We start from the raw sequence: 23,704 nt of genomic DNA on the forward strand, positions 1-23,704 counted from the left end.
GCCGGGCTACGCCCCGGTGAAACGGGGCGGGCGCTTCTCGCGGAAACTGGCGATCCCCTCGGCGAAATCCGGCGTATCGAAACTGTCTTTGAGCAATGCCCAGCCGCGCTGAGAGGCCGACGCATAGTCGCTGGTCGTACTGTCCCATAATTGCTGCTTGATAAGGCGCGTCGATCGCGGCGATGCGGTTGCCGCCATATCGCGCGCATAGGCCAGCACCTGTTCCAGGAAATCCGTCTCGATCACGCGCGATACCAGCCCGATCCGCGCCGCTTCCTGCGCCTCCACCCGCCGCCCGGACAGCAGCATGTCCGCTGCCAAGCCGCGCCCGACGATCCGGGGCAGCAACCAGTCCAGCCCGAATTCCGCCACGACCGCGCTGCGGAAAGGCGGCGGAGAACATCGCCGTTGGACTGGCGAAGCGGATGTCGCACGCCGCTGCGATCAACACGCCCACGCCCACGCACGGCCCGTTGATCGCCGCGATGACCGGCTTGGGGCTGGCCAGCGGAAAAGTATAGGTCGTCAGCAGCGCGGCGGGGGCATCGATGCCGGCAAAGGCGGCGGAGGGCGTGCCGGGCCGTGGAATGTCGAAATCGCCGCCAGCGGCCAGCCGATCGAGCCGTTCCATGTCGGCCCCGGCGGTAAAGGCGCGGCCCGCGCCCGTCACCACGATCACCCGCGCATCGCTATGATGGGCATCGACCCACGCCGCGTCGAGCGCGGGATGCATCGCGTCGCTCAGCGCGTTCAGCCGGTCGGGCCGGTTGAGCGTCAAAAGGCCGACGCCGTCCGTCACTGCAAATGTCACCACAGGCTGCATGTCTTCTCCCATCGGTTCAGCCGTCGGCCGCCAGCGCCTGTGCCCGTTCGCGCAGCACATTCTTCTGCACCTTGCCCGCCGCCGACAGGGGCAGGGCGCCGAGAAAATCGAAACTGCGCGGCAGCTTGAACCCCGCGATCAGGGCACGGCAATGGGCGGTGAGCGCTTCGGGCGTAGGGTTGGTGCCGGGACGCGGCACGATCACGGCATGGACCCGCTCGCCCCATGTCTCGTCGGGCGCGGCGATCACGGCGACTTGTGCGACGTCGGGGTGGCTCGACAGCGCATTCTCGACCTCCGCCGAATAGACATTCTCGCCGCCGGTGATGATCATGTCCTTCAGCCGGTCGATCACCGTCACATAGCCTTCGGCATCCATCCGGCCCAGGTCGCCGGTGTGCATCCATCCGCCCCGCGTCGCCTCCGCCGTAGCCTCTGGCATGTTCCAATAGCCCATCATGACGATCGGCCCGCGCACCACGATCTCGCCCACATCGCCGCGCGGCACTTCGCGGTCCTCGCTATCGACGATCCGCACCTCGCAGGTCGCACTCGCCCGGCCTGCCGATCGCAGCCGACCTTTCGCGCGCGCGTCCGGCCCATGATCCTCATGCCCCAGCACGGTCGCGACCGGCGACAATTCGGTCATGCCATAGGCCTGGCAGAATTGCGCATTGGGAAATGCCGCCATCGCCCGGTCCAGCAGCGCCTCGTCGATCGAGGAGGCACCATAGCGGATGCGCTGCACCCCGCTCACGTCGAAATCCGCAAAGCGCGGATGCTGCACCATCATCCGCAACATCGTGGGCACCAGGAAAAATTCGGTCACGTTCCACTGCGCGATCGCCTCCAGCATCGCCAGCGGCTCGAACGCGGGCAGAAACAGGTTGCAACTACCCGAATGGAGCGCGATCAACAGGCCCGACAGCGCGCCGATATGGAATAGCGGCGCGCTATGCAGATAGCGCGCGCTGGCATGGCCTTCCCCGCTCGCCATCGATCCGAGCGCCGACGCCACCAGATTATTGTGGCTCAGCATCACGCCCTTGGGAAAGCCGGTCGTGCCGCCGGTATAGAGGATCGCGGCCAGATCCTCGCCCCGGCGCATCGCGTCCTCGACGGGTTCCGCCGCTGCCAGCCATGCGTCCAGCCCGATGGCGCCGTCGCCGCCGTCGCCGGTCGTCACCACCATTTCGATCCCGTCGCAATGGGTGCGGATGGCGGGTAGCAGCGGCGCAAATAGCGTGTCTAGAATCAGGAAACGGGTCTGGCAATTGTCGAGCGAATAGCCGATCTCCTGCGGCGTCCAGCGCAGGTTGACCGGATTGATGACGCCGCCCGCCCACCATGTACCCAGCAGATAGACCAGGAAATCGCTGCCATTGGTCGCCATCATCGCAACCCGGTCGCCCGGCTGCAATCCCGCCGCTCGCAGCGCACCGGCAAAGCGCGCGACACGATCGCGCAGCGCCGTCCATGTATATATGCCATGGCGGTCGCCCGCTGCGGGGTCATCGGCTGCGCGTTGCACCATCCGGTGCAGGCTTTGGGTCAGGTACATCCGTTTCTCCGTCCTGCGCCCCTGTCCGGGCGCTGGAATGACGCATCTTAGGCACAGCCGCCCCGCAAAGAGAAGCCCGTCGGCATCATCCCTGACGCGCCGGTCGCCCCAGTGCGACATGGCAATAGACCGCCAGTGCGGCCATGACGCTGGCGCACAGTAGATAGGGCAGGGGCTGGCCGATCTGGTACAGGCCGATGCCGATCGATGGGCCCAGCACGAAACACAGGCCGTTGACCGCGGTGACATGGCCCGCGACGACGCCCTGCGCCTGTTCCTGGACTGCCAGCGATGCCCCGGCGGTAAAGCCCGGTCGCAGGAAACCGAAGCCGAGCGAGGCGATGGCAAAGGCGATGGCCAGCGCGTGCAGGTCATGCGCGACCGCGCAGCCCGCGCCTCCGGCCGCCGCCATGATCGATCCCCAGATCACCATGGACGGCGGCTGCATCCGCAACCGCGGTATGATCCCCCATTGCGCCAGCAGCGCCGCGCCCGCGCCCGCCATCAGCACCATGCCGATCAGCGGCTGCGCTTCGCGCGGCGAATTGGCGAGGCGATCGATGACCAGGAACGCCATCGTCTGCCCGGCGATCGCCTGGGCATGGCCCGACACCAGGCCGGCGATGATCCAAGGGCGGATGCGCGGGTCGAACATGGCGACGCGCGCGGTGCCCGGCGCCGGATCGAGCGCGATCGCCGATTCGTCGCTTGGCTCATATCCGATGACGGGGTCGCTCGCCGCCGCCCCTCGCCCTGTCCCCATGCCCTGGGGCAGGCGCATCTGCACGACGATCAACATGGCGATGCCCAGAAACGCGAAGGCGTAGAGCGGCCCGGCCAATCCCACGAACGGCAGCACGAAAAAGGGCGCCAGCGCCGGGCCGATGATGGTGCCCAGGCCAAAGGCCGACGCCAGCAGGCTGAGTGCGGCGGTCCGGTTCCCGCGCGATGTCCCGGCCACCACCATCGCCTGCGCGGCGGGTGGCGCGGCGGCGCCGAAGCCACCATAAAAACCCCGTCCGATCACGAAGAAGATGAAGGCCAATCCCGCCGAAATCCACCCCTTGACGCCAGCAGTCAACGCAAGGGCGCAGATCGTCATCGACAGGGTGAAGCCCGCCATGCCGATCAGGATCATCGGCTTGGCGCGGCGATCGTCCAGCCGCCTGGCCCAGAAAGGCGCAACCAACGCCCATAGCAGGGCCGACAGCGAAAAGGCGATGGCGATCAGTGCGTCGGGCAGGCCGATCGTCCGTCCGATCGCGGGCAGAACCGATTGCAACCCGGTATTGCCGATCGCCACGCACAGCATGACGCAGAACAGCAATATCTGGTCGTGCTGCGCGTCTTTCCGGGTGAATGCCACGCGGGTTCCTCTCTCTTCGACGCGCGAGCCGATATCCTGCCTTTACCGCCGCACGATCGGCCCGCCTGCACCTCCTTATCGTCACAGCGCAGGGACTTGCAAGCTGAGTGCGATTAAAGTGGACTGAAAAAGTCTAAAGGGTCTATTTTTGTCGAAAGCCCGCCATGCCGCATCGGCAATCGGCTCGGAAAGCGGCTTCAGCGGATCGTTCGAAACAGGCGAAAATCAAATCTCCAGCTGCGCGAGGCGCGGAATATCTCCTGGGAAAACGCGGTGCAGCCACTGGGATCGTCACCGGATTGGCGGCAAAATCGCCAAAGCGCTCCCAATAGAGCCGTCCCGACGACGCAGCGGTCCCCGGCAGCCAATAGAGCATGATATTGCCGATCATCTCGTCCAGCGTCGGATCGCCGCCGCCGGGCATGGGCAGGGTGAAAGGGGCGATGGCGGTCAGATGCTGCTCCCCGTGATTGACTGTGACTCGTCGCTCGGCGGCTGCGCGCCCCTGGTGACAAGGCGCATGATCTCGTGCCGGATCATGTCGAACGGCATGTCCGGGGCCAGCTTGCCGGCCATCTGCAATACCACAAGGCCATGGATGCCCGCCCAATAGACATGGCCCAGGATCGACGGGTCGCCCTGCAATAGGCCCGCCGCGATCATATCCTCGACATAGGCGGTCAGCGTCCGGCGCGATCGGCGTTCGGCCTCGCGCAGCAGTTCGCCCTTTTCGGCCTCCGGCTGGGAAAAGGCGAACATGAGCTGATAGGCGTGCGGCTCGTCGAAGGCGAAGTCGACATAGGCCTGCCCCACCGCGCGGGAGCGGTCCCACAGGTCCGTCGTGCTGGCATAGGCCGCTTCGACCCGATCGGAAAAACGATCATGCGCCGCCGCCCGCGTCAACGCCAGCAACTCGTCCTTGTTGCGGAAATAGCGATAGAGCGACGCCGCCGTCCAGCCCAGTTCCGCTGCGATCGATCGTAGCGATGTGGCGGCCAATCCACGGGTTGCGAACTGCGCCTCCGCCACGGCCCGGATGCGGGTGCGACACTCCAGAATTTGATCGTCGGTAAGAAGAATGGCCATGCCGCTTGTCATACTCAACGCCGTTCGTTACGCAATGATAAACAGCGTTTAGTATGATGGAGAGGCAAAAGGCATGAGCGCATTCAGGGATGGCCTGTTCGAGGGCAAAAGCGTGTTCGTCGCGGGCGGCACCAGCGGTATCAACCTGGGCATCGCGCAGCGATTCACGGCGCTGGGCGCCAAAGTCGGCGTCGTTGGTCGTGACCCGGACAAGGCGGCCAGAGCGGCCGGCAGCATCGGCCCAGGCGCGATCGGCCTGTCTGCGGACGTGCGCGATTATGCCGTCGTGCGCGCGGCGATGGAGCAGGTGGCGGCTGCCCATGGTGCATTCGACGTCGTGGTGTCGGGCGCTGCCGGCAATTTTCTCGCGCCCGCGCTCGGCATGTCGGCCAATGCGTTCAGGACCGTGGTCGACATCGACCTCAACGGCACGTTCAACGTGTTTCGCGGCTGTCACGATTTGCTCAACACGCCGGGCGCGTCGCTCATCGCGATCACCGCCGGGCAGGCGATCAACGCCGCCCCGCTTCAGGCCCATGCCTGCGCCGCCAAGGCGGGCATCAACCAGTTGGTCCGTGTGCTGGCGATGGAATGGGGGCCGGACGTGCGCGTCAACGGCATATCGCCCGGCCCGATCGAAAATACCGAAGGCATGGCCCGCCTTGCGCCCGACGCCGCCACCCGCGCGGCCTATTATGAGCGTATCCCGATGCGGCGCTGGGGCGAGATCGACGAAATCGCCGAAGCGGCTGTGTTTCTCAGCAGTCCGTCGGCCGGCTTCATCACCGGCACGATACTGGATTGCGACGGCGGATCGCAACTGGGCGACGCCAGCCGCCAGAGCCTCGAACGCGGAATGGCCTGAAAGCGGCAGGCAACAGAGTGCGCGTCGATCTAGACATATATTACCTAGTATACTACTAGCTTTCCCATCGCCCCGTTTCCTCGAAGCGGCGGCGGGCGACAGGCCGTGCCCCGTTCTGGCGCACGCGCAACAGCGGGAGCTTCCATGACCGACGTGCAGCGTATCACCGATGTCCTGCGCATTCGCGCAGCGACGATGGGCGACGCGATCGCCCATGACGATATGCGGCGTGTGCTGACCTTTGCGCAGTGGGACCGCGAAGCCGACGAGATCGGCGGCGGTCTTGCGGCGGCGGGCCTGATGCCTGGCGACCGTATATTCCTGCCGATCAGCAACACCCATGCGGTGGAAATGGCGATCGCGGTCCTCGCCGTTCTGCGCGCGGGCGGCATCGCCGTGCCGGTCAACACCCGGCTCTCGCGGCTTGAAGTGAACGACTATGCGGCGCTGATCGCGCCGCGCTTCGCCATCACGGATCAGCGCGACCTTCTGGCGGACGTGTCCCTCGATGCGGTCTGGACCGCCGATGCTATGCCGCGGGACATGGCAGCCCTGCCTGATCAGACCGCGCTCGATCCCCAGGCCGATGCCGAGATATTGGGCACGTCGGGCACCACCGGGCGGATCAAGGGCGTCGTCGTGACCCATGGCGACCTGCTGGGCCGGGCGCGCACGGGGCATGAGAAGGATCGGTCGACCTCCACTCTCCACGCGCTCCCCTTTACCGGGTCGGGCGGCAATCTGGGCGTGCTGATGCTGCCGCTTTATGGTGGCGCCACGACCTTCACCCAACCCCGCTTCGATCCCGCCGAGTTTCTGAAGCTCGTCGCGATCAAACGGCCGATGACCGTCTATCTGGTGCCCACGATGCTGCGCCTGATCCTCGATCATCCCGATGCTGCGACCACCGATTTTTCCAGTGTGCGCTATCTGATGACCGGCACCGCGCCGTTGCCCAACGACTCGGTCGTCCGCGCGATGTCGCTCTGGCCCGATGCCAGCATCCGCAACAGTTACGGCATGTCGGAAGGCGGCGTCGGCGTTTCGACGCGCGGCAAGGAAGTGCTCAAGCCCGGCTGCGTCGGCAAACTGCCAGCGCATATGCAAGTGCGGGACGAGGCGGGCCATGTCGCCGCGCCCATGGTCGTCGGCGAAATTTACGGCCTGCAATCCAATCCCCGCCGCTATTGGCGGGACGAAGAAGCGACGGCAAAGGGCTTTGCCGGTGGCTGGACCCGCACCGGCGACCTGGGTTTCGTCGATCAGGATGGCGACCTCATCATCAGCGGCCGATCGAAGGAACTCATCATCCGGGGCGGCTACAACATCACCCCGATCGAGATAGAAAATGTCCTGCACAGCCATCCGGCGGTCAAGGATGCGGCCGTACTCGGCGTGGCGCATGACGTTCTGGGGGAGGATATCGCCGCAGCCGTCGCCCTGCGCCCCGGTGCGCAGGCGACGATCGAGCAACTGGCCGGCTGGTGCGGTGAACGGCTGGCGAACAACAAATTGCCCCGCACCATCCTGATCCTGGACGAATTGCCGCTGAACGCGACCGGCAAGATCGTCAAGCGTGATCTCCTGCCCTTGCTCGAAGCCGCCGCGCAGGCCCGGCGCAAGGGAGCGGCACAATAGCCGCGCCACGGGTGGCCTAATGCGCCGACTCTCGCTAAAGAAGCGTTATAAAGAGGAACCTCAATTGACACCGACCCCGCAGAGCGAACTTGACACCATTCGCGCAATGGCCCGCGCCGATCATGCCCAGCGCCTGACCAGCGCCTATAATCCCTATCCCCACGGCACCGACAAGGCGGCGGCGTGGGGCGCGGGCTGGCGTGAAGAGAATGAGGCGTCGCATCGTCTGGACGAGGAAATCGTCAAGCTCCCTCGCTTCCGCGTCCGGGTCGATATCGTGGCAGGCGAAGGGCAGGGCGCGCGGCCGCTCGCGGCGCTGGACCGCACCGATTTCGCTGCCTTCACCGTATCGCAACTCCGCCGGGACGGGGACAAGGCGGTCATCTGGGAAAGCCCGGAGGCTCGTGCCCGCTTTCCCGGCGAAGCGGCGGTCGCCATCCGTGTCACCCATGAGGGCGAAGGCGGCATGTTCGACTGACAGGCAATGGGTGGGGAAAGGCATTAACCTGCCTCGCCATCGTCAGGCCCTGGCCAGCCATTCCGCCCCGATCGCGATGCAGCGCGGCCGCGACGACCGATTGCAGCCCCAAAGCCGCGCCTCCGCCCAGGCGGATCGTGCTAGGCAGCAGTGGGTCGAGGCCTTAGAAATCGATCGCGCCGCTATTGTCGGCGTGCGTCATGCGCTACTCCGCCAGCACCGCGACCAGTTCGGTCCAAATGTCGAACCCGTCCTCGCTGGCGGGCTGAGACACGGCCGCGCATCCGGGCGGTCAGCGCATGCGCATCAAGGTCGGCCATGGTCATGCACCGCCTCCAGCGTCTCGAAACCCCCGGCCAGGGCCATGGGCACCTGAATGGTACGCGCGCGCAGAAACTCGCCCGCCGCCTTGCCGATCTGGTCCAGCGCGATATTGCCGGTGCCGCTGGTCCCGAAATAGCCTTTCAAAACGAATAAAAGCCCGTTGATATTGGGCAGGTCGTGCCGCTCGACCTTCACCGACGGGTCCAGTCCCATCAATTGCGCCAGCCTGTCCGCGTCCAGCGTGTCGCGCAGCCATGGCCATGTCTCCGGCCGTTGCACCCACACGCCGATATTGGCGTTCGCGCCCTTGTCGCCCGACCGCGCATGGACCAACGATCCCAGCAGGACGGCGCGGGTTTCGCTCGTCGGCGCGGCAGGCGCAGGACCGGCGGGGGCAGGGGCGACAAAAGGTGCCATGGGCGGCATCGCCACCGCCATGTCCGGCCCATCGATGAAAGTCACCCGATGGTCCAGATCCGCCTGCCGCACCAGCCCCGGCCAGTAATGGACGCGCGGCTGGGGCGGCCCCGCGCCATCGCCCTGGAATCCGGGGATGCCGCCCAGCCCGAAGGAGGCATAGCCCGCCAGCAGTTTCGACAGGCTCGACCGGCTCTGCGCGGCGGCGGCGATGCGGATTGCGACGGTTGCTTCCGCCTCGCTCACCGGATCGGCGATGGGCTGGCCCAGCGGTTGGAAATGAAATTCATCCAGTGCCAGATCGGCCGTCATCGCCTCCATCTGCACGCGCAGCCACCCTGCTTTTTCGCGCCAGTCCGGCCCGGTGGCAAAGCCCCAGATCATCGCCCGCCAGCCATGCTGGTAGAAACAGCCGACCTTGGTCGTGTCCGGTGCCGGGTCGCCGCGCACGCCGCTCACCTGCACCCGGTCAGGGCCTTGCTGGCTGAGCGCGATCGAATCGATATGCAGCACGACGTCGGGATTCAGATAATGCGTACCCTGGATCTCGTACATCAATTGCGCGGTGACGGTATCGACCGTGACCACGCCCCCATCGCCCGCGCGCTTGGTGATGACGGCGCTCCCGTCCGCCGCGATCTCAGCGATCGGAAAGCCCAGCCGCGTAGGCGCGCCCAGTTGCGCAAAGCCCGAAAAATTGCCGCCCATCGCCTGCGGCCCGCATTCGATAATGTGGCCCGCCGCGACGCTCCCGGCCAGCGCGTCCCAATCATCCTTCGCCCAGCCATGCCACCACGCCGCTGGTCCCAGCACCAGCGAGGCGTCCGACACCCGGCCGCAAATCACGATATCCGCGCCTTGCGTCAGCGCGGCGGCGATGCCCCAACCGCCCAGATAGGCATTGGCCGCCAGCAATTTGTCGGCAATCGGGCCGATCGGCGCGCCATCGTCAAGATTGGCGAGTTGTCCTTCCGCCGCCAGCGCGGGCACCCGACCCAGCAGGTCGTCGCCCTCGACATAGGCGACACGCAGCCCCAGCCCCTGCGCCGCAGCCTCGCGCGCGATCAGGGTCGCCAGTCCGGCGGGATTGAACGCCCCCGCATTGGTCACGACCTTTACCCCGCGCTCGGCGATCCGCCCCAGTTCGGGCGTGATCTGGCGCAGGAAGATGTCGGCATAATAGCCCGCCAGCGCTTGCGGCTTGCCCGCGCCGCAAAATCCCTCCGCCACGCGCCCCATCGTCATTTCGGCCAGATAGTCGCCGATCGCCACGTCGATCGTCTCGTCGGCGATCGCATCGGCGAAGGCACCGATATAATCGCCGAGCGCGCCGGAAAAATTGGCGACACGGATGGGGGCTTTGGTCATATCGACTCTCCAATGCGGCTTTTGTATGTGAACACATACTTATGCTGCCCCGCGTCGGGAAGAAAGGAATTTTGCATGGCGGATGCTCAGGCGGCAAACGCTCCACCCCGGCGGCGGGACCGCGAAGCGAGCCGCCGCGCGCTGCTGGACGCAGGCATCGCGCTGTTTTCGCAGCAGGGTTATGATGCGGCGACGACCCGCGCCATCGCCGCCCGTGCCGGCCTCAACGAACAACTCATCACCCGCTATTTCGGTGGAAAGGCGGGGCTGCTCGCGGCCGTCTACGCGCATTTACTGGAACAGCGCGACAACGACGCCGCCTATGCCGCGCTGCCTTTGGCCGATTCCGCCAGTGAAGAGATTGGCCGCTTCCTGCACTGGAAGCATGAGCATCTCCACGCCATCGCCGCCCTGTTGCAGATCGTGGTGCCGCAACTGGTGCGCGACCCCGCGCTTGCGCCCGGTTTCGACAACAGCATTACCCAGCGGGGTGCCGTGATCCTCGCCGATCGGCTGGATGCGCTCAAAGCCATGGGCAAGGTCAGGGCCGACGCCGACACCGCGCGCGTCGCCCAGTTGGTCATATGGCAGTCGCTTGCGCTATCCTTCCTCATGCGGCGCTTCGCGGGGGACCGCGACCGCGAAATCCTGCTCCTGATCGACATTTTCGCGCAGGAAATGGGGGCAGGGCTGGCGACCGGCTGAGCGTTTTTCAGGTACCCACCTGCTCCAGCGTCTTGATATGGCCCCGCGCATCATAGGCGCGCAGGTCGGCAAAGCGGCTCTCCTGCACGATGTCGGCCCAGTCGGGATTGGCGATCAGCGCGCGCCCCACGCCGGCCAGGTCGAAATCGCCCCGGTCGATCATCTGCGCCAGCAGCCCCAGATTGTCGGCCGTGACTGCGCTGGTCGCGCTGCTGCCGCCGCCCAGAAAGGGCGATTCCAGGCCGATCGACCCCACTGTCATCGCCGCCTTGCCGGTCAGTTTCTTGGCCCATCCCGCCAGGTTCAGCGGGCTGCCGTCAAATTCGGGCAACCAGAATCGGCGTGTCGACGCATCGAATATGTCGACCCCAGCATCGGCCAGCGGCTCCAATATGCGCGCCAGCGCGGCGGGCGTATCGGCCAGCTTTCCGGCATAGTCCTGGGACTTCCACTGCGAAAAGCGGAACAGGATGGGAAAATCGGGACCAACCGCGGCGCGCACCCCCGCGACCAGTTCCACCGCGAAACGGATGCGGTTTTCCACGCTGCCGCCATAGGCGTCGTCGCGTCGGTTGGAGCGTTCCCAGAAAAACTGGTCGAGCAGATAGCCATGCGCGCCATGAATCGCCACGCCGTCGCAGCCCACATCCCTGGCGGCCAAGGCGCTGTCGGCGAAGGCGGCGATTACGCCGTCGATATCGTCCTTGCTCATGGCTTCGGCCGGGCGACGCTGCCTGTCGGACGCGCGGGCAGTGCCCGCTGCGGCCTCGGCACTCAGATCCTCGTCGGTCAGGGCGGATGCCGATATATTGGGCACTTCGGGATTGGCGCTGGCGCTGCGCCGCCGCGACAGGCCGGTATGCCATAGCTGCGGCACGATCGCGCCGTCCTGTCCATGGACCGCCGCCACGACCGCGCGCCAGCGCGCCAGCGCCGCCTCGCCATAGAAATGGGGGATATTGCGCGAATAATGGGCGACAGGATGCCCAACCGCCGTGCCTTCGGTGATGATAAGGCCCGTACCGCCCGCCGCGCGCCGCGCATAATAATCGTCGACTGCCCCGTCCAGCACGCCATCGGGGGCGAATTGTCGCGTCATCGGCGACATGACGATGCGATTGCGCAGCCGCATCGTCTTGCAGGTGAAGGGCGCGAACAGCGGGGACAGGTCGGGGATGTCGGTCATGCGCATTCCTCAAAACTCTTGGGCAATTCCAGTGCATGGGTCGCCAAATGGCTCGGGATCAGATTGGTGCTGATCGGCGCGACGTGGTGCAGCCGCGTCTCGCGAAATTGGCGCTCCACATCATATTTCTCGGCGAAATCAATGCTGCCATGCGTCTGGATGCACTGGTCGTCGGCCGCATAGCAGCTCGCCCCCGACGCCAGCATGTCGGCCATGCTCGTCTGGTGCCGCACGGTTCGCCCACGTCGAACATCGCAGCCGCCAATGCGTCCTGTTCGGTCACGCCGACAGCCTGCCATCGCCATTCGCCCGGAAATGTAGCGACCAACTGGCACGCCGTCTCGGATTTCGGAATAATTTTCGCTCGTCATCATTTTGCCGTCCCTGCGCTGGCATCATCGGCCTAGACGCTGTTAGCAATGGCCAATAGCTTTGGAAAGCAACATCGCTATCTAGGTGGACTTTGTAATTGTATAGGACCGCCAGGCTGCTAGAGCAACCGGAGGCATGGACATCATGTGAAACGGGAGCGGAAATATGCCGATGGACGCCGTAAGCTTTGCCGATCGCAGCCTCAGCCACGCCTTTGCCCTGGGCGCACGGACGCACGGCGCAAGCTGGGTCGCGCTCTCCTCCCATATCCGCCCCGGCGAACAGGCGCTGACACAGGTGCATGAACAGGGCCTGCGCTTTGGCGAGCATCTGCGCGCGCACGGCATCGGGCCGGGGGATATCGTTGCGGTGCAACTGCCCGCCTGGATCGAATGGTTGATCGCGGCGGTGGGCATCGCCCATGCCGGTGCGGTGCTGCTGCCGGTCGTGTCCATCTATGGCGCCAAGGAACTGCGCTTCATCCTGGCCCAGTCCGGCGCGAAGCTGATCGTCACGCCCGATCGCTGGCGCAAGGCGGACTATGGCCAGACGCTGGCGGAGGTTGGCGATCTGCCCGCGCTCGCTACCCATGTCATGATCGGCGATCCCGCGCCCGGCACCATGTCCTGGGATGCCATGCTCGCCCCCATCGCGATTCGACCGGCGGCAACGCGCAGTCCTGACGATCTGGCGCTCCTCGTCTACACCTCCGGTACCACCGCCGATCCCAAGGGCGTCAGACATTCCGCGCGCACCATCCTGTCGGAAATCGATGCTGTCGCCTGGTCCCGGCGTGACCTGGAGGATGAGATCGCCTTCTGCCCCTGGCCGCCCGGCCATGTCGCAGGCGCGTTGCAACTCATGCGGTTCCTCGTCACCGGCACGCCGGTGGTGATGACCGATAGCTGGGAACCGGGCGAAGCGGCGATGCTGGTGGAAAAATATCGCATCGTCTCCTCCTCCTTCACGCCCTTCCATCTCTCCGGCCTGCTCGAAGCGGCCGAACGCGATGGTCGCGACCTCTCCAGCCTGCGCAGCTGCATGGTCGGCGCAGCGCCGGTGCCGCCGACCCTCATCACCCGCTGCTCCGCCCATGGGCTCAAGACATTCCGCTGCTACGGGTCGAGCGAACATCCCACCGTCACCACCGGCCATCCCGACGATATGATGGAAAAGCGGCTGACGACCGAGGGGCTTCCGATGCGCGGTTCCGAAATCGGCTTTGTCGATGATGACGGCCATCGGGTGGCGGATGGCGATGAGGGCGAACTGGTCGTGCGCGGCCCCGAACTGTTTCTAGGCTATCTCGACGAAGCGCTCAACGACGCTGCCTTCCTGCCGGGTGGCTGGTTCCGCACCGGCGACATCGGCCGGCTGGACGCCGATGGCTTCCTCATGATTACCGACCGCAAGAAGGACGTCATCATTCGCGGGGGCGAAAATATCTCCTCGCGCGAAGTGGAGGATCTGCTCTTCACCCATCCCGACATTGCCGAGGCGTCGGTCGTCGCCGCGCCGGACGAACGCATGGGCGAAGTGGTGTGCGCCTATGTCGTGCCCCGGTCCGGTGCCAGCGTGGACCTGGAATCGGTGCGCGCCCATTTCGCGCAGGCCGGCATCGCCCGGCAAAAGACACCCGAACAACTGGTCGTGGTCGCAGATTTTCCGCGCAACAGCACCGGCAAGATATTGAAGCATGAACTGCGCGCCCAAGCGCGTGCAGCAGCAGGAAAGGCAGCGGCATGAACGATCTGATTAACATCGAGAAAGCGGATGGCGTCGCCATCGTGACGCTCAACCGCCCCGACGCGATGAACGCGCTGTCCAAAGCGCTGCGCGCGCGCCTTTATCAGGTAATGACCCAGATCGACGGCGACGATGATGTGCGCGCGGTCATCCTGACCGGCGCGGGCGACCGGGCCTTCACCGCAGGGCTGGACCTTAAGGAATTGGGGTCGGAACCGGGCGCGCTGGGCGCGGCCAATGCGGAGGGGGCGGACGAAAATCCCGTCAAGGCGATCGAAATCTGTTCCAAGCCGGTGATCGGCGCGATCAACGGCGTCGCCATCACCGGCGGCTTCGAAGTGGCGTTGGCCTGCGACGTGTTGATCGCATCGACCAATGCGCGCTTTGCCGACACCCATGCCCGCGTCGGCATCCTGCCGGGCTGGGGCCTGTCGCAAAAATTGTCGCGCATCATCGGCATCAGCCGCGCCAAACAGCTTTCCTTCACCGGCAATTTCCTCGACGCGGCCACTGCCGAACGCTGGGGTCTGGTGAATCAGGTCGTCGCCCCGGACGAATTGATGCCGCTCGCGCGAAAACTGGCCGCCGACATGGCCAGCATCGAACCGCGCATGATGGTTGCCTATAAGGGGTTGATCGACGAAGGCTATGCGGCCAGCTTCGGCGATGGGCTGGTGATCGAGCATCGCATTTCCTCGCTGGCCAATGGTCAGGTGACGCCGCAGGATGTGGAGGCGCGCCGCCTGGCGGTCCAGGCGCGCGGTCGGGGACAATAGATTTTGGGCGAGGGTAGGGTGGACGATACGGCCTTTTTTACGCGAGACGGCGCATCCTTTGTCCCGCAGGAGCCTGCGCGTGGCTGGTGGCGGCAGGATTCGCTGCATGGGCGCGCGCTGGTCGGGTTGATGGGCGCGCAGATTGCCGATCGGCACGGGTCACCTGACATGGTGCCTGCGCGCTTTACGATCGACATGTTCCGGCTCGCCGCTTTCGCTCCGGCGCGCATCGACACCCATATTATCCGCGCGGGACCGCGCATGGCCCTGGTCGAAGCGACGATGGTCGTGCAGGGGGATGCGGTGGCCCGCGCGACGATGCAGTTCCTGCGCCCCGCCGACGCCCCGCCCGGCCGGGTCTGGGCGCCTGAACCCTGGGACGCGCCCGACCCCGACAGCCTGCCGCCCCTGCCGGACGGACGACAACCCCGCCATTTCGAGATCCGCTCGATTGCCGGTCATCTGGGCGCGGTCGCGCCCAAGCGGCTATGGCTGCGCGAAACATGCGCCCTGATCGCGGACGAACCGCTTGGCCCTTATGCCCGCGCGGCACTCGCTGCCGATTTCGTCAGCGCCTTCGTCCATGCGGGCGATGCGGGTATCCGCTACATCAACAGCGACGTCACCCTCCAGCTTCACCGCCTGCCCAAGGGTGCATGGATCGGTTTCGAGGCGACCGGGCATGAGGCGTCGTGCGGCATTGCGGTCGGCCATTGCCGCCTCCACGACCGCGATGGCGCGATCGGCTTCATCACCTGCACCGCGCTCGCGAACGAACGGCGGCGCTGACGCCTATGTCGCCGGCTTGGGCCTTTCGCCCCGACCCGCTATCGTCAGCAACAGCAGGACGATAAAAATCAGTGCCGCCAGCGCGAAATATTGCCCGCGCAGGCCGAACAAAGCGCGCACCGGGGCCAGCACGAACGGACTGGCCGCCCCGCCCAAATACATGCACGTCATCATCAGGCCAACGGCATGGGGCACCACGTCCCTGGGCGCGCGTTGCATCGTCCAGGTCCACAGCGTCGTCAGCCCTATGCCCACGCCGACGCCGCTGATCCCCAGTCCCAGCGCGAACTGCCATTGCGCCTGCGCCGACCCCACGATCAGCATCGATCCCGCCACCAGCAGGAATACGATTCGCATGGCATTGGCCGGGGTCAGCCGATTGGCGACATAGCCAAAGCCGAACGACGCCAGCGTCACGGCAGCGGCGTTCACCATGAACACCAGCGCGATTCGGGCATGGCTGGTGATGCCGACATCGCTCATCAGGAACGTCGTCTGCACGTTGAACAACAGCATCAGCACGAACAGCGCCAGCGCGATCAGATAGACAGGCGTCACCGGCGCCAATCTGCGCAGCCGCGCGATGTGGCCTGGCTGCGTCCCGATCGGTGGCACAGCCGCGGCGGGCAGGGGCCGCAGCATCAGGATCGGCAACAGAAAGAGGATGCCCACCAGCCCGTGCAGCAGGAATGGCGCGCGCCACCAGAGCGACGCGACCTGCCCGGCGATGAACAGGAAGCCGATCGCCGCAATGGCCCCCGCGCTCACCAGCCAGCCGTTCATGCGCGCGCGATCCTTGCCGGTGAACCAGGCGGCGATCAGCGTCGTGCCGCAGGTGATCATCGTCCCGATGGCGCATCCCATCACGAAACGGCTGCCCAGCAGCAGCATCGGCTGGTCGATGAACGCGCCCGCCGTGCCGAACGACGCGAACAGGGCCAGCGCGCCCAGTTGAACCGGACGGATACCGATCGTCGCGATCAGCAGGCCGGAAAACAGGCCCGACAGCATCACGCCCAGCATCGGCAGCGTGCTGGCCAGTTGCGCCAAAAACTGGCCGCGTATGCCGCCGCCCAGCAGCTTGGCCAGGTCCGCCAGGATTGGCGGCAATGCGTCGTACAGCAGGGCAGCGGCGGCATTGCCGCTCAGGATCGCCGCGATCAACATCCCGCGCCGTGCGGGCGACAGCGCCCGTGCGGGGGAAGGGCCGGACTCTGCGCCTTGGGGATCGACATGATGCATCCTGCTCTCCTTGGCTGCCCGCTTTGCCGTCCCCGCGCCGCGATCAGCGGGTCAGGAATCCGGCCAGGCGTCCGTTCATGATGGTCACCGCATCGGCCATGATCCGGTCGATCAGTTCCTGACAGGTGGGGATGTCGTGGATCAGCCCCTGGACCAGGCCCGCGGTCCAGATGCCATGATCGGGATCGCCATTGTCCAGCCCTTCCTTGCCGCGCGCGCCCTTGACCAGATGGGCGACCGCTTCGAACGGCACGCCCTGCGCCTCGGCGGCCAGAACCTGCTGGGTGATCGCATTCTTCGCCACCCGCGCGCTGTTGCGATAGGTGCGGAAAATCAACGCGGTGGAGCGTTCGTCCGCGTTTACCATGGCCTGTTTGATATTTTCGTGAATCGGCGCTTCCTGGGTGGCGCAGAAGCGGGTGCCCATATTGATCCCCTCGGCGCCCAATGCCAACGCGGCGACCAGGCCGCGACCGTCGCCAAAGCCGCCGCTGGCGATCATCGGGATCGTTACCTTGTCGGCGGCGGCGGGGATCAGGATCAGGCCGGGAATATCGTCCTCGCCCGGATGGCCCGCACATTCGAACCCGTCAATGGAAATGGCGTCCACGCCCATCTTCTGCGCCGACATCGCATGGCGCACCGCCGTGCACTTGTGCACGACCTTGATGCCATGGGCCTTGAAGGCATCGACATGTTCCTGCGGCTTGTATCCGGCCGTCTCGACTATGCTGATACCCTCATCGATGATCGCCTGCCGATATTGTGCATAGGGCGGCGGGCTGATCGACGGCAATATGGTCAGGTTCACGCCGAACGGCTTGTCGGTCATCGTCCGGCACCGCGCGATCTCGCGGCGCAGGGCGTCGGGCGTTGGCTGGGTCAGCGCCGTCAGCATCCCCAGCCCTCCGGCGTTGGAGACGGCGGCCGCCATTTCCGCCGTGCCGACCCATTGCATCCCGCCCTGCACGATCGGATGTTCGATCCCCGCCAACTCGGTGAAGCGCGTGCGGATACGCGCGTCGGTACGCGGCGCGATGGCTTGTGATTCGACTGGCGACATGCGCTCCCTCCCGCTATTCATCTTTGATCCTTCTTGCCGCGCATCCTGCTATGAGGCAAGATATTTAACTAGGTTACAGGAGTATGCGCCCATCTCTGAACAACTGACCGATTGCGAACGCACGATCAGCCTGCGCATCAGCCTCGTGGCCCGGTTGCAGCGCAAGCGGTTCGACATGCGCGCCCGCACCATGGGTATGACATTGGCGCAATGGCGCGCAATCTATGCGATCAGCCGCGCGCAGGGCGCGACCCAACGGTCCATTGCCGAAGCGATGGATGTGGGCGACGTGACCGCCGGGCGTCTGGTCGACCGCCTGGTGGAAAAGGGTTGGATCGAACGGCGCGTCGATCACGACGATCGCCGCGTGCACCGTCTGTATCTTACCCCCGTCGCCGGGCCGTTGCTGGAACAATTGTCGATGCTGGGCGAAGATGAGCAGCGCAACCAACTGGCCGGCGTGAGCGCGCAGGAGCTTGCGCACATGAGCGATGTGCTGGATCGCATGATCGCCAATCTGGAACAGGCGGACATGCCGCTGCTGCCACCTGACCATATGGGAATCGAATAACCTATATCACTAAGTGACATTGCTCTTTTGCCATTTCTTTGCGATGGGATTATCCGATTCCCCGACGGCGACAGGTTCGCCCCATGCTGCAAAGGCACCGCGATGACGCTCGAATTTCCCCAGCCCGCCTATATGGCCGATGAGGAACTGACCATGTTCCACGATGCAGTCGGCAAATTCCTGGATCAGCATGCGCCTGCCGAGCGGATGGACAAATGGCGCGAGGAGGGGCAGGTCGAACGCGCCTTCTGGCGCGAAGCGGGCGCAGCGGGTCTGTTGGGCGTGTCCGTGCCGGAGGCCTATGGCGGTCATGGCGGCGATTTTCGCCATGACCTTGTCGTTGTGGACCAGATTGCGCGCAAGGGCACCGATGGTTTCGCGGCCTCGCTGCACAATGTCATCGTCGCCCCCTATATCCAGCTTCACGGCACGGAGGAACAGAAGCACCGCTGGTTGCCGCGCATGGTGACGGGCGATCTGGTCGCCGCCATCGCCATGAGCGAGCCGGGCGCTGGGTCCGATCTTCAGGCGATCCGCACCACCGCGCTCAAGGACGGTAACGGCTATCGCATCAACGGGTCCAAGACCTTTATCTCCAACGGCCAGATCGCCAACCTGATCGTCGTCGTGGCCAAGACCGATCCGGCCAAGGGCGCGCGCGGCGTATCCCTGCTGGTGATCGAAACCGACGAGGTGGAAGGCTTCCGCCGTGGTCAGAATCTCGACAAGATCGGCAATGAGGCGCAGGATACGTCCGAACTCTTCTTCGACGATGTCTGGGTTCCGGCGCAAAATCTGCTGGGCGAGGAAGAGGGTAAAGGCTTTTTCCAGCTGATGGCGGAATTGCCGCGCGAACGGCTGTTGATCGCCATCACCAGCGTCATCGTAATGGAAAAGGCGCTGGCGCTGACGATCGACTATACCAAGCAGCGCAAGGCGTTCGGCCAGCCGGTCTTCGATTTCCAGAACACCCAGTTCAAGCTGGCCGAAATGTATGCCAAGGCACGGATCGCTCGCACCTTCGTCAATGATTGCATCGAAAAAGCGATCGACGGCACGCTGGATGGCGCGACGTCGGCCATCGCCAAATTATGGGCGACCGATACCGAATGGGAAATCGTCGACCAGTGCCTGCAACTCCATGGCGGCTACGGCTATATCAACGAATATCCGATCGCCCGCATGTTCCGTAATTCGCGCATCAGCCGCATTTATGGCGGATCGAACGAAATCATGAAGATGCTGATCGCCCGCACCCTCTAACCGGCGGCACCATCCAGAAAAAGGGCCAGCCGGTTTTACCGGCTGGCCCTTTTTCTGTCGATCCAAGGCGCTCCGTGGGGCGCGCCCGGCGATTAGTTGAGCTTCGACACTTCCTGACGGCTGAGCGACGTCATCACGCCATCTTCGGCCACAATCACCTTGTCGGCGGGAATCGTGACGAATTTGGATCGATAGATGAGCTGGACCGAACCGTCGGGATAGACGCGGTCGATCTTGCCCAGCCGCGCCTTGGCGGCATCGCGGATGATCGCGCCTTCCTTCGGCGGCGTGGCGGCAGTCTGCGCCATGGCGGGCGCTGCAATGGCGATCGCGGCGGCAAGAGCAAAGATGATACGCATGGATTTTTCCCTCTGTTTGCGATCCGGGACTCAATGATCGGGATCTGGTCACCTAGATACTGAGCAAGCATAGCATCTGCTCACTCAATATTGTCAAGCATATTTGTTGCAGAGCAGCATGAACGATCCGCTATCGACAGGGTCGACCGGGCGCGGGTTCGCCGGACCGCCTTGGCGCTAAGGTGATGTTAGCGACCGCCGTAGCGATCGGACGTTACAGAAAGACGCGCAGGGCAGCGATGAACCGGTCGAACTGGTCATGATGCAGCCAGTGACCGGCATCGTCGAACGTCTCGACCGCGGCATCTCGGAAATGCGCCGCAAGCGCTCTCTCCAACGGATTTTCCGCCCAGCTATCCTTGCCGTAGCACAGCAAGGTCGGGCAGGTTATGCGACCCCATAGCGCATGGAGTTCCGCCTCGCTGATATCGACCGGCGGTCCGCTGCGCACATAATTGTCGAATTTCCAGCTGAAGCTGCCATCTTCGTTCCGGGCGACGCCATGAATGGTCAGGTGCCGGGCCTGCGCCTCGCTGAGATGGCTGTTCTCGCCCTGCATCCGCGCCAGCGCTTCCTCGATCGACGCATATCGGCGCGGCTGGCGCGCTGCCAGCCCGCGCCGTTCCTCGATCCAGTCGCGCCACAGCGCGCTGAAAGGCTTTTCCACGCCCATGCCGGTCGCCGCCGATGGCAGGCCCAGCCCCTCGATCGCCACCAGCTTGCGCACGCGCTCGGGATACAAGCCGGCATAGCGCAGCGAAATCGCGCCGCCCAGCGAATGGGCGACGATCGTGACCGGCGCCCCGCCCTGCTGGTGGATCAACTGCGCCAGGTCGCAGATGAAATAGGGCATGGTATAGGCGCCGTCCGGCGACCATGCGCTGTCGCCATGGCCGCGCAGGTCGGGACAGATGATGTGCCAGTCGTTGCGCAGCGCCTGCGCCACTTGGTCCCAGCTGCGCGCATGGTCGCGCCCGCCATGGACCAGGATCAGCGTGGGCGCCTGCGCATTACCCCAGTCCAGATAGTTCAGGCGCAGCCGCTGCGACACGAAACTGTGCGATGTGGGACCAAGCGGTTCTGGCGTGGACATGGCGATATTCCCTGAAGGCTTCAGTCGTGCAGGATGACGGTTTCCGCAAGAGGCGCCCGGTCGGTGATCGCTGCCGTAGACGGATGATCGTCGTCTGGATAGCCAAAGCTCAGGCCGAACAGGCAGATCAGATCGTCGGACACGCCCAGTTCGCGCTTGATCGCTCCGGCATAATGGCTGATCGCCCCCTGCGCGCACGATCCCAACCCATGGGCCGTCAGCGCCAGCATCAGCGTCTGCGCATACATGCCGACATCGGCCGCTTCGCGCAGCCCGAAATAGCGCGGCATGAAGAAGAAGGCGGCGTGCGGCGCGTCGAACAGCTCGAAATTGCGCAGGAATGACGCCTCGCGCGCCTTCTTGTCGTTGCGGCCCACGCCTGTGGCCTCGAACAGGGTTACGGCCGACCCGATCCGCCGCGCTTTATAATGGTCGATATAGTTGGACGTCAGCGGCACGTCGGGGTCGATCGCGCCGGCCTTCGCCTGGTCCAGCAGCACGGCGCGAATGCGGCCCAATGTCTCGCCCGACACGACATGGGTGATCCATGGCTGCACATTGCAGTTGGACGGCGCGCGCCCGGCCACTGTGAACAGCCGCGCAATCAGGTCGGCATGCAGCGGCGTGGGCAGGAAGGCGCGCACCGACCGCCGATCCGCCACGATCCCGTCATAAATGTCCGCGCGCCTATCGGCCCTGCTCCCGTCGATCATGTCGTTCATAGTCTCTCCAGCCTATATGGTGTTGATGGCACGACACTATCGCGGTGCCAAGTTCGGTGCTCGTCGCTCACGCCAGCATCCACTCGCGCCTATGCGGGCGACCGCGTCGGGCTGCTCCATCGGCGCGACACGGCCGCAATCGGCCAGGGTGACGATCCGGCCCGCGATGCGTCGCTTTCCGACAGGATCGTGAAATGATCGTCCGGCCGTAACCGGACGACGCCGGGCGCCAGCATCAACGGATTGCGCATCAGGCCGCGCCATTCTCCTGCGCCCGGATACCGGCCAGATCGCGGGCATAGCCCTTCTTGCGTTCGACCTCCATGCTGCGCAATATCTGGATGCGCTGCGCCTGCGGACTGCCCGCGCCATGCAGCGATTCCGTCAGATAGCCCACCGCATTGCGCCCCAGCGTCATATTTTCGACCAGCCGCAACATGCGCTGGCGAAACTCGATCGGCACGTTGGCGCGGCCCTGTAAATATTTCTTCAGCATCGGCCCCGCGACATCATGGTCGAAATCCTGTTCGCTGGGCAGCGTCACCATCAACCCGCCCGCCAGATCCTGCGCCAGCCGACTGATCTCATAGGGAAAGCGGGTGACATTATGCTTGCACACATTGGCCAACATCGCGTCGTTCATGAAAATGCCCGACGGCAACTGCCTGGCTTCGTGGCTGGAAGCGATCGCGGACGAAAAGATCGTCTCGTTGAGATGCGTCATCTCGACCAACTTGTCCTTCACATGGCTGGCGGCGTCGGCGCCATTATAATCGGCGATCGCGGCCGCCGCGCCCACCATCACGTCGCCCAGCCCCGTCTTGCAGACGTAGGAGGCGCGATGATAGGCGGTAAAGCGCGCCACCATCTCCTGCGCGAACCCATATTCGCCGTCCATCAGCACATGCGCGTGCGGGATGAACACATCGTCGAACACGACCAGCACTTCCTGCCCGCCATATTGCGCATTGCCCTTGTCGATGTCGCCCGCTTCCATCGCGCGCGTGTCGCAGGACTGGCGACCATAAATATAGGTGATGCCCTCCGCATCGCCCGGCACCAGCCCGACGACGGCATAGTCCTTGTCCTTTTCGCCCATGTTCATCGTGGGCATCACCGCGATCCAGTGGCTGTTGAGGCCGCCGGTCATGTGCGCCTTGGCCCCCTGTACATAAATGCCCTTTTCGGTGCGGCGGCTGACATGCAGGAACAGGTCGGGATCGGCCTGTTCGCTTGGCCGCTTGGACCTGTCGCCCTTGGGATCGGTCATCCCCGCGCCCAGGATGATGTTGTTGCGCTGGGCCTCCTTCATGAAGTCCAGATAACGCTGGTGATAGTGCGTCCCATGCGCCTGATCGATGTCATAGGTGATCGAATGGAGCACGCTGATCGTGTCCAGCCCCGCGCAGCGCTGGAAACAGGTGCCGGTCAGTTGGCCCAGCCGCCGCTGCATCCGGTTCTTCATCACCAGATCCTGCGGACTGGCCACGATATGCAGGAAGCGATTGACCGGCGCGTCGATCAGCAGGGAATGGGCGGTCGCAAGGTCGGGGTCTTCCAACGCCAGGTCATAGGTGCGCTTCAACGCATTGATCGACGGGCGGATGATTGGATGATCGACCGGCTCGGCCACCAACTCGCCGAACAGATAGACGGTCACGCCGCGGTTGCGCAGCGACGCCACATAGTCATCCCCCGTCGTGATCGGCGCAAAGCGCGCCCAGCGCTCGGCGGCGCTCTCCTCGCGACGCTGCACGCCGGTGTCGATACGGTCGGGAATGCGCTCCATGCTGGTGGCCATGATGATCTCCTGGGCTTGCCGATCGTCGCGCGCCCTGCCGCGCCCGAACGAATTGACGCTGGTCTAGGCTTCCCAGTCACGCGCCAACAG

At 64.9% G+C, this 23,704-nt stretch carries 23 protein-coding genes and 1 pseudogene; 9 read left to right on the forward strand and 15 right to left on the reverse strand.

Translation table 11 applies throughout. The annotated features are described in order from the left end of the window. Positions 1–6 precede the first annotated feature (6 nt). The 5 genes and pseudogenes from CEQ44_RS24795 to CEQ44_RS01780 form a co-directional block, all read right to left on the reverse strand. A pseudogene (locus CEQ44_RS24795) lies at positions 7–883 on the reverse strand (enoyl-CoA hydratase-related protein). Continuing rightward, complete coding sequence (locus CEQ44_RS01765) at positions 840–2,384, reverse strand: long-chain-fatty-acid--CoA ligase (protein WP_088185595.1); 1,545 nt, start codon at positions 2,382–2,384, stop codon at positions 840–842. Before CEQ44_RS01765 ends, CEQ44_RS24795 begins: the two are co-directional and overlap by 44 nt. Before the next feature lie 85 nt (positions 2,385–2,469). Next, positions 2,470–3,750 (reverse strand): MFS transporter, encoded by a 1,281-nt coding sequence (locus CEQ44_RS01770; protein ID WP_254913633.1) that lies wholly within the window; start codon positions 3,748–3,750, stop codon positions 2,470–2,472. A gap of 142 nt (positions 3,751–3,892) precedes the next feature. Further along, positions 3,893–4,174 carry a hypothetical protein gene (locus CEQ44_RS01775; protein ID WP_088185594.1) on the reverse strand — a complete coding sequence of 94 codons (282 nt, stop codon included), beginning with the start codon at positions 4,172–4,174 and terminating at the stop codon, positions 3,893–3,895. A gap of 26 nt (positions 4,175–4,200) precedes the next feature. Continuing rightward, positions 4,201–4,836, reverse strand: a complete 636-nt coding sequence (locus CEQ44_RS01780; protein ID WP_176400430.1) for a TetR/AcrR family transcriptional regulator — start codon at positions 4,834–4,836, stop codon at positions 4,201–4,203. Between the two features lie 73 nt (positions 4,837–4,909). Here CEQ44_RS01780 and CEQ44_RS01785 point away from each other — a divergent pair, with 73 nt between their 5' ends. The 3 genes from CEQ44_RS01785 to CEQ44_RS01795 all read left to right on the forward strand — a co-directional run bounded on the left by CEQ44_RS01785 (position 4,910) and on the right by CEQ44_RS01795 (position 7,817). Then, positions 4,910–5,701, forward strand: a complete 792-nt coding sequence (locus CEQ44_RS01785; protein WP_088185592.1) for an SDR family oxidoreductase — start codon at positions 4,910–4,912, stop codon at positions 5,699–5,701. 144 nt (positions 5,702–5,845) lie between these two features. After that, positions 5,846–7,339, forward strand: a complete 1,494-nt coding sequence (locus tag CEQ44_RS01790; protein ID WP_088185591.1) for a class I adenylate-forming enzyme family protein — start codon at positions 5,846–5,848, stop codon at positions 7,337–7,339. A gap of 64 nt (positions 7,340–7,403) precedes the next feature. After that, the gene (locus tag CEQ44_RS01795; protein WP_088204170.1) at positions 7,404–7,817 is read left to right on the forward strand and encodes a hypothetical protein; all 414 of its coding nucleotides are present in this window, start codon (positions 7,404–7,406) and stop codon (positions 7,815–7,817) included. A gap of 306 nt (positions 7,818–8,123) precedes the next feature. Here the strand turns inward: CEQ44_RS01795 and CEQ44_RS01800 are convergent, their stop codons facing one another. Further along, on the reverse strand, positions 8,124–9,926 hold the full coding sequence (locus CEQ44_RS01800; RefSeq protein ID WP_088189844.1) for an acyclic terpene utilization AtuA family protein: 1,803 nt from the start codon (positions 9,924–9,926) through the stop codon (positions 8,124–8,126). A gap of 75 nt (positions 9,927–10,001) precedes the next feature. Between CEQ44_RS01800 and CEQ44_RS01805 the strand changes: the two genes are divergently transcribed. Beyond that, positions 10,002–10,631 carry a TetR/AcrR family transcriptional regulator gene (locus CEQ44_RS01805; protein WP_176400429.1) on the forward strand — a complete coding sequence of 210 codons (630 nt, stop codon included), beginning with the start codon at positions 10,002–10,004 and terminating at the stop codon, positions 10,629–10,631. Between the two features lie 7 nt (positions 10,632–10,638). Here CEQ44_RS01805 and CEQ44_RS01810 read toward each other — a convergent pair whose 3' ends face one another. Together CEQ44_RS01810 and CEQ44_RS01815 are read right to left on the reverse strand one after the other, a co-directional pair. After that, positions 10,639–11,817, reverse strand: a complete 1,179-nt coding sequence (locus CEQ44_RS01810) for a 12-oxophytodienoate reductase (RefSeq protein WP_088189858.1) — start codon at positions 11,815–11,817, stop codon at positions 10,639–10,641. Beyond that, on the reverse strand, positions 11,814–12,191 hold the full coding sequence (locus CEQ44_RS01815; protein ID WP_256960011.1) for a hypothetical protein: 378 nt from the start codon (positions 12,189–12,191) through the stop codon (positions 11,814–11,816). Before CEQ44_RS01815 ends, CEQ44_RS01810 begins: the two co-directional genes overlap by 4 nt. A 169-nt stretch (positions 12,192–12,360) precedes the next feature. Here CEQ44_RS01815 and CEQ44_RS01820 point away from each other — a divergent pair, with 169 nt between their 5' ends. Genes CEQ44_RS01820 through CEQ44_RS01830 form a run of 3 tightly spaced genes read left to right on the forward strand, consistent with a single transcriptional unit; the run spans position 12,361 to position 15,500 of the window. Further along, positions 12,361–13,935 carry an AMP-binding protein gene (locus tag CEQ44_RS01820; protein ID WP_176401065.1) on the forward strand — a complete coding sequence of 525 codons (1,575 nt, stop codon included), beginning with the start codon at positions 12,361–12,363 and terminating at the stop codon, positions 13,933–13,935. Beyond that, entirely contained in the window at positions 13,932–14,711 is a 780-nt protein-coding gene (locus tag CEQ44_RS01825) for an enoyl-CoA hydratase (protein WP_088189845.1), read from the forward strand. The genes CEQ44_RS01820 and CEQ44_RS01825 overlap by 4 nt, the downstream gene beginning before the upstream one ends. A gap of 18 nt (positions 14,712–14,729) precedes the next feature. After that, a complete protein-coding gene (locus tag CEQ44_RS01830; RefSeq protein ID WP_088185587.1) occupies positions 14,730–15,500 on the forward strand; it encodes an acyl-CoA thioesterase domain-containing protein in 771 nt (256 codons plus the stop codon). Positions 15,501–15,503: 3 nt separating this feature from the next. Here CEQ44_RS01830 and CEQ44_RS01835 read toward each other — a convergent pair whose 3' ends face one another. Both CEQ44_RS01835 and CEQ44_RS01840 read right to left on the reverse strand, forming a co-directional pair. Further along, positions 15,504–16,742 carry an MFS transporter gene (locus CEQ44_RS01835; RefSeq protein WP_088185586.1) on the reverse strand — a complete coding sequence of 413 codons (1,239 nt, stop codon included), beginning with the start codon at positions 16,740–16,742 and terminating at the stop codon, positions 15,504–15,506. Between the two features lie 43 nt (positions 16,743–16,785). Next, the gene (locus CEQ44_RS01840; protein ID WP_088189846.1) at positions 16,786–17,805 is read right to left on the reverse strand and encodes a nitronate monooxygenase family protein; all 1,020 of its coding nucleotides are present in this window, start codon (positions 17,803–17,805) and stop codon (positions 16,786–16,788) included. Between the two features lie 145 nt (positions 17,806–17,950). On the opposite strand from CEQ44_RS01840, the gene CEQ44_RS01845 reads away from it, so the two are divergent. Both CEQ44_RS01845 and CEQ44_RS01850 read left to right on the forward strand, forming a co-directional pair. Next, a complete protein-coding gene (locus CEQ44_RS01845; protein ID WP_176400426.1) occupies positions 17,951–18,376 on the forward strand; it encodes a MarR family winged helix-turn-helix transcriptional regulator in 426 nt (141 codons plus the stop codon). Between the two features lie 102 nt (positions 18,377–18,478). Next, positions 18,479–19,639 (forward strand): acyl-CoA dehydrogenase family protein, encoded by a 1,161-nt coding sequence (locus CEQ44_RS01850; RefSeq protein WP_088185585.1) that lies wholly within the window; start codon positions 18,479–18,481, stop codon positions 19,637–19,639. Positions 19,640–19,731: 92 nt separating this feature from the next. Here the strand turns inward: CEQ44_RS01850 and CEQ44_RS01855 are convergent, their stop codons facing one another. From CEQ44_RS01855 to CEQ44_RS01870, 5 genes are all read right to left on the reverse strand, one after another. Beyond that, a complete protein-coding gene (locus CEQ44_RS01855) occupies positions 19,732–19,998 on the reverse strand; it encodes a hypothetical protein (RefSeq protein ID WP_088184518.1) in 267 nt (88 codons plus the stop codon). Positions 19,999–20,212: 214 nt separating this feature from the next. Then, entirely contained in the window at positions 20,213–21,091 is an 879-nt protein-coding gene (locus CEQ44_RS01860; RefSeq protein WP_088184519.1) for an alpha/beta fold hydrolase, read from the reverse strand. Between the two features lie 20 nt (positions 21,092–21,111). After that, entirely contained in the window at positions 21,112–21,813 is a 702-nt protein-coding gene (locus CEQ44_RS01865; RefSeq protein WP_217895022.1) for a nitroreductase, read from the reverse strand. Positions 21,814–21,902: 89 nt separating this feature from the next. After that, positions 21,903–22,064: a hypothetical protein gene (locus tag CEQ44_RS24205; protein ID WP_176400343.1), complete on the reverse strand. Its 162-nt coding sequence runs from the start codon at positions 22,062–22,064 to the stop codon at positions 21,903–21,905. Beyond that, positions 22,064–23,614 (reverse strand): 4-hydroxyphenylacetate 3-hydroxylase family protein, encoded by a 1,551-nt coding sequence (locus CEQ44_RS01870; protein WP_254913631.1) that lies wholly within the window; start codon positions 23,612–23,614, stop codon positions 22,064–22,066. Before CEQ44_RS01870 ends, CEQ44_RS24205 begins: the two co-directional genes overlap by 1 nt. Between the last annotated feature and the right edge of the window lie 90 nt (positions 23,615–23,704).

This window comes from Sphingobium sp. Z007 (assembly GCF_900013425.1).
Classification (GTDB): domain Bacteria; phylum Pseudomonadota; class Alphaproteobacteria; order Sphingomonadales; family Sphingomonadaceae; genus Sphingobium.

Bases quoted from the DNA above. Each gene is read 5' to 3' on its own strand.
- CEQ44_RS01765 (WP_088185595.1), bottom strand. From the start codon at position 2,384: ATGTACCTGACCCAAAGCCTGCACCGGATGGTGCAACGCGCAGCCGAT.
- CEQ44_RS01775 (WP_088185594.1), bottom strand. From the start codon at position 4,174: ATGCCCGGCGGCGGCGATCCGACGCTGGACGAGATGATCGGCAATATC.
- CEQ44_RS01780 (WP_176400430.1), bottom strand. From the start codon at position 4,836: ATGGCCATTCTTCTTACCGACGATCAAATTCTGGAGTGTCGCACCCGC.
- CEQ44_RS01785 (WP_088185592.1), top strand. From the start codon at position 4,910: ATGAGCGCATTCAGGGATGGCCTGTTCGAGGGCAAAAGCGTGTTCGTC.
- CEQ44_RS01790 (WP_088185591.1), top strand. From the start codon at position 5,846: ATGACCGACGTGCAGCGTATCACCGATGTCCTGCGCATTCGCGCAGCG.
- CEQ44_RS01800 (WP_088189844.1), bottom strand. From the start codon at position 9,926: ATGACCAAAGCCCCCATCCGTGTCGCCAATTTTTCCGGCGCGCTCGGC.
- CEQ44_RS01805 (WP_176400429.1), top strand. From the start codon at position 10,002: ATGGCGGATGCTCAGGCGGCAAACGCTCCACCCCGGCGGCGGGACCGC.
- CEQ44_RS01810 (WP_088189858.1), bottom strand. From the start codon at position 11,817: ATGACCGACATCCCCGACCTGTCCCCGCTGTTCGCGCCCTTCACCTGC.
- CEQ44_RS01815 (WP_256960011.1), bottom strand. From the start codon at position 12,191: ATGATGACGAGCGAAAATTATTCCGAAATCCGAGACGGCGTGCCAGTT.
- CEQ44_RS01820 (WP_176401065.1), top strand. From the start codon at position 12,361: ATGGACGCCGTAAGCTTTGCCGATCGCAGCCTCAGCCACGCCTTTGCC.
- CEQ44_RS01825 (WP_088189845.1), top strand. From the start codon at position 13,932: ATGAACGATCTGATTAACATCGAGAAAGCGGATGGCGTCGCCATCGTG.
- CEQ44_RS01835 (WP_088185586.1), bottom strand. From the start codon at position 16,742: ATGCATCATGTCGATCCCCAAGGCGCAGAGTCCGGCCCTTCCCCCGCA.
- CEQ44_RS01840 (WP_088189846.1), bottom strand. From the start codon at position 17,805: ATGTCGCCAGTCGAATCACAAGCCATCGCGCCGCGTACCGACGCGCGT.
- CEQ44_RS01850 (WP_088185585.1), top strand. From the start codon at position 18,479: ATGACGCTCGAATTTCCCCAGCCCGCCTATATGGCCGATGAGGAACTG.
- CEQ44_RS01855 (WP_088184518.1), bottom strand. From the start codon at position 19,998: ATGCGTATCATCTTTGCTCTTGCCGCCGCGATCGCCATTGCAGCGCCC.
- CEQ44_RS01860 (WP_088184519.1), bottom strand. From the start codon at position 21,091: ATGTCCACGCCAGAACCGCTTGGTCCCACATCGCACAGTTTCGTGTCG.
- CEQ44_RS01865 (WP_217895022.1), bottom strand. From the start codon at position 21,813: ATGAACGACATGATCGACGGGAGCAGGGCCGATAGGCGCGCGGACATT.
- CEQ44_RS24205 (WP_176400343.1), bottom strand. From the start codon at position 22,064: ATGCGCAATCCGTTGATGCTGGCGCCCGGCGTCGTCCGGTTACGGCCG.
- CEQ44_RS01870 (WP_254913631.1), bottom strand. From the start codon at position 23,614: ATGGCCACCAGCATGGAGCGCATTCCCGACCGTATCGACACCGGCGTG.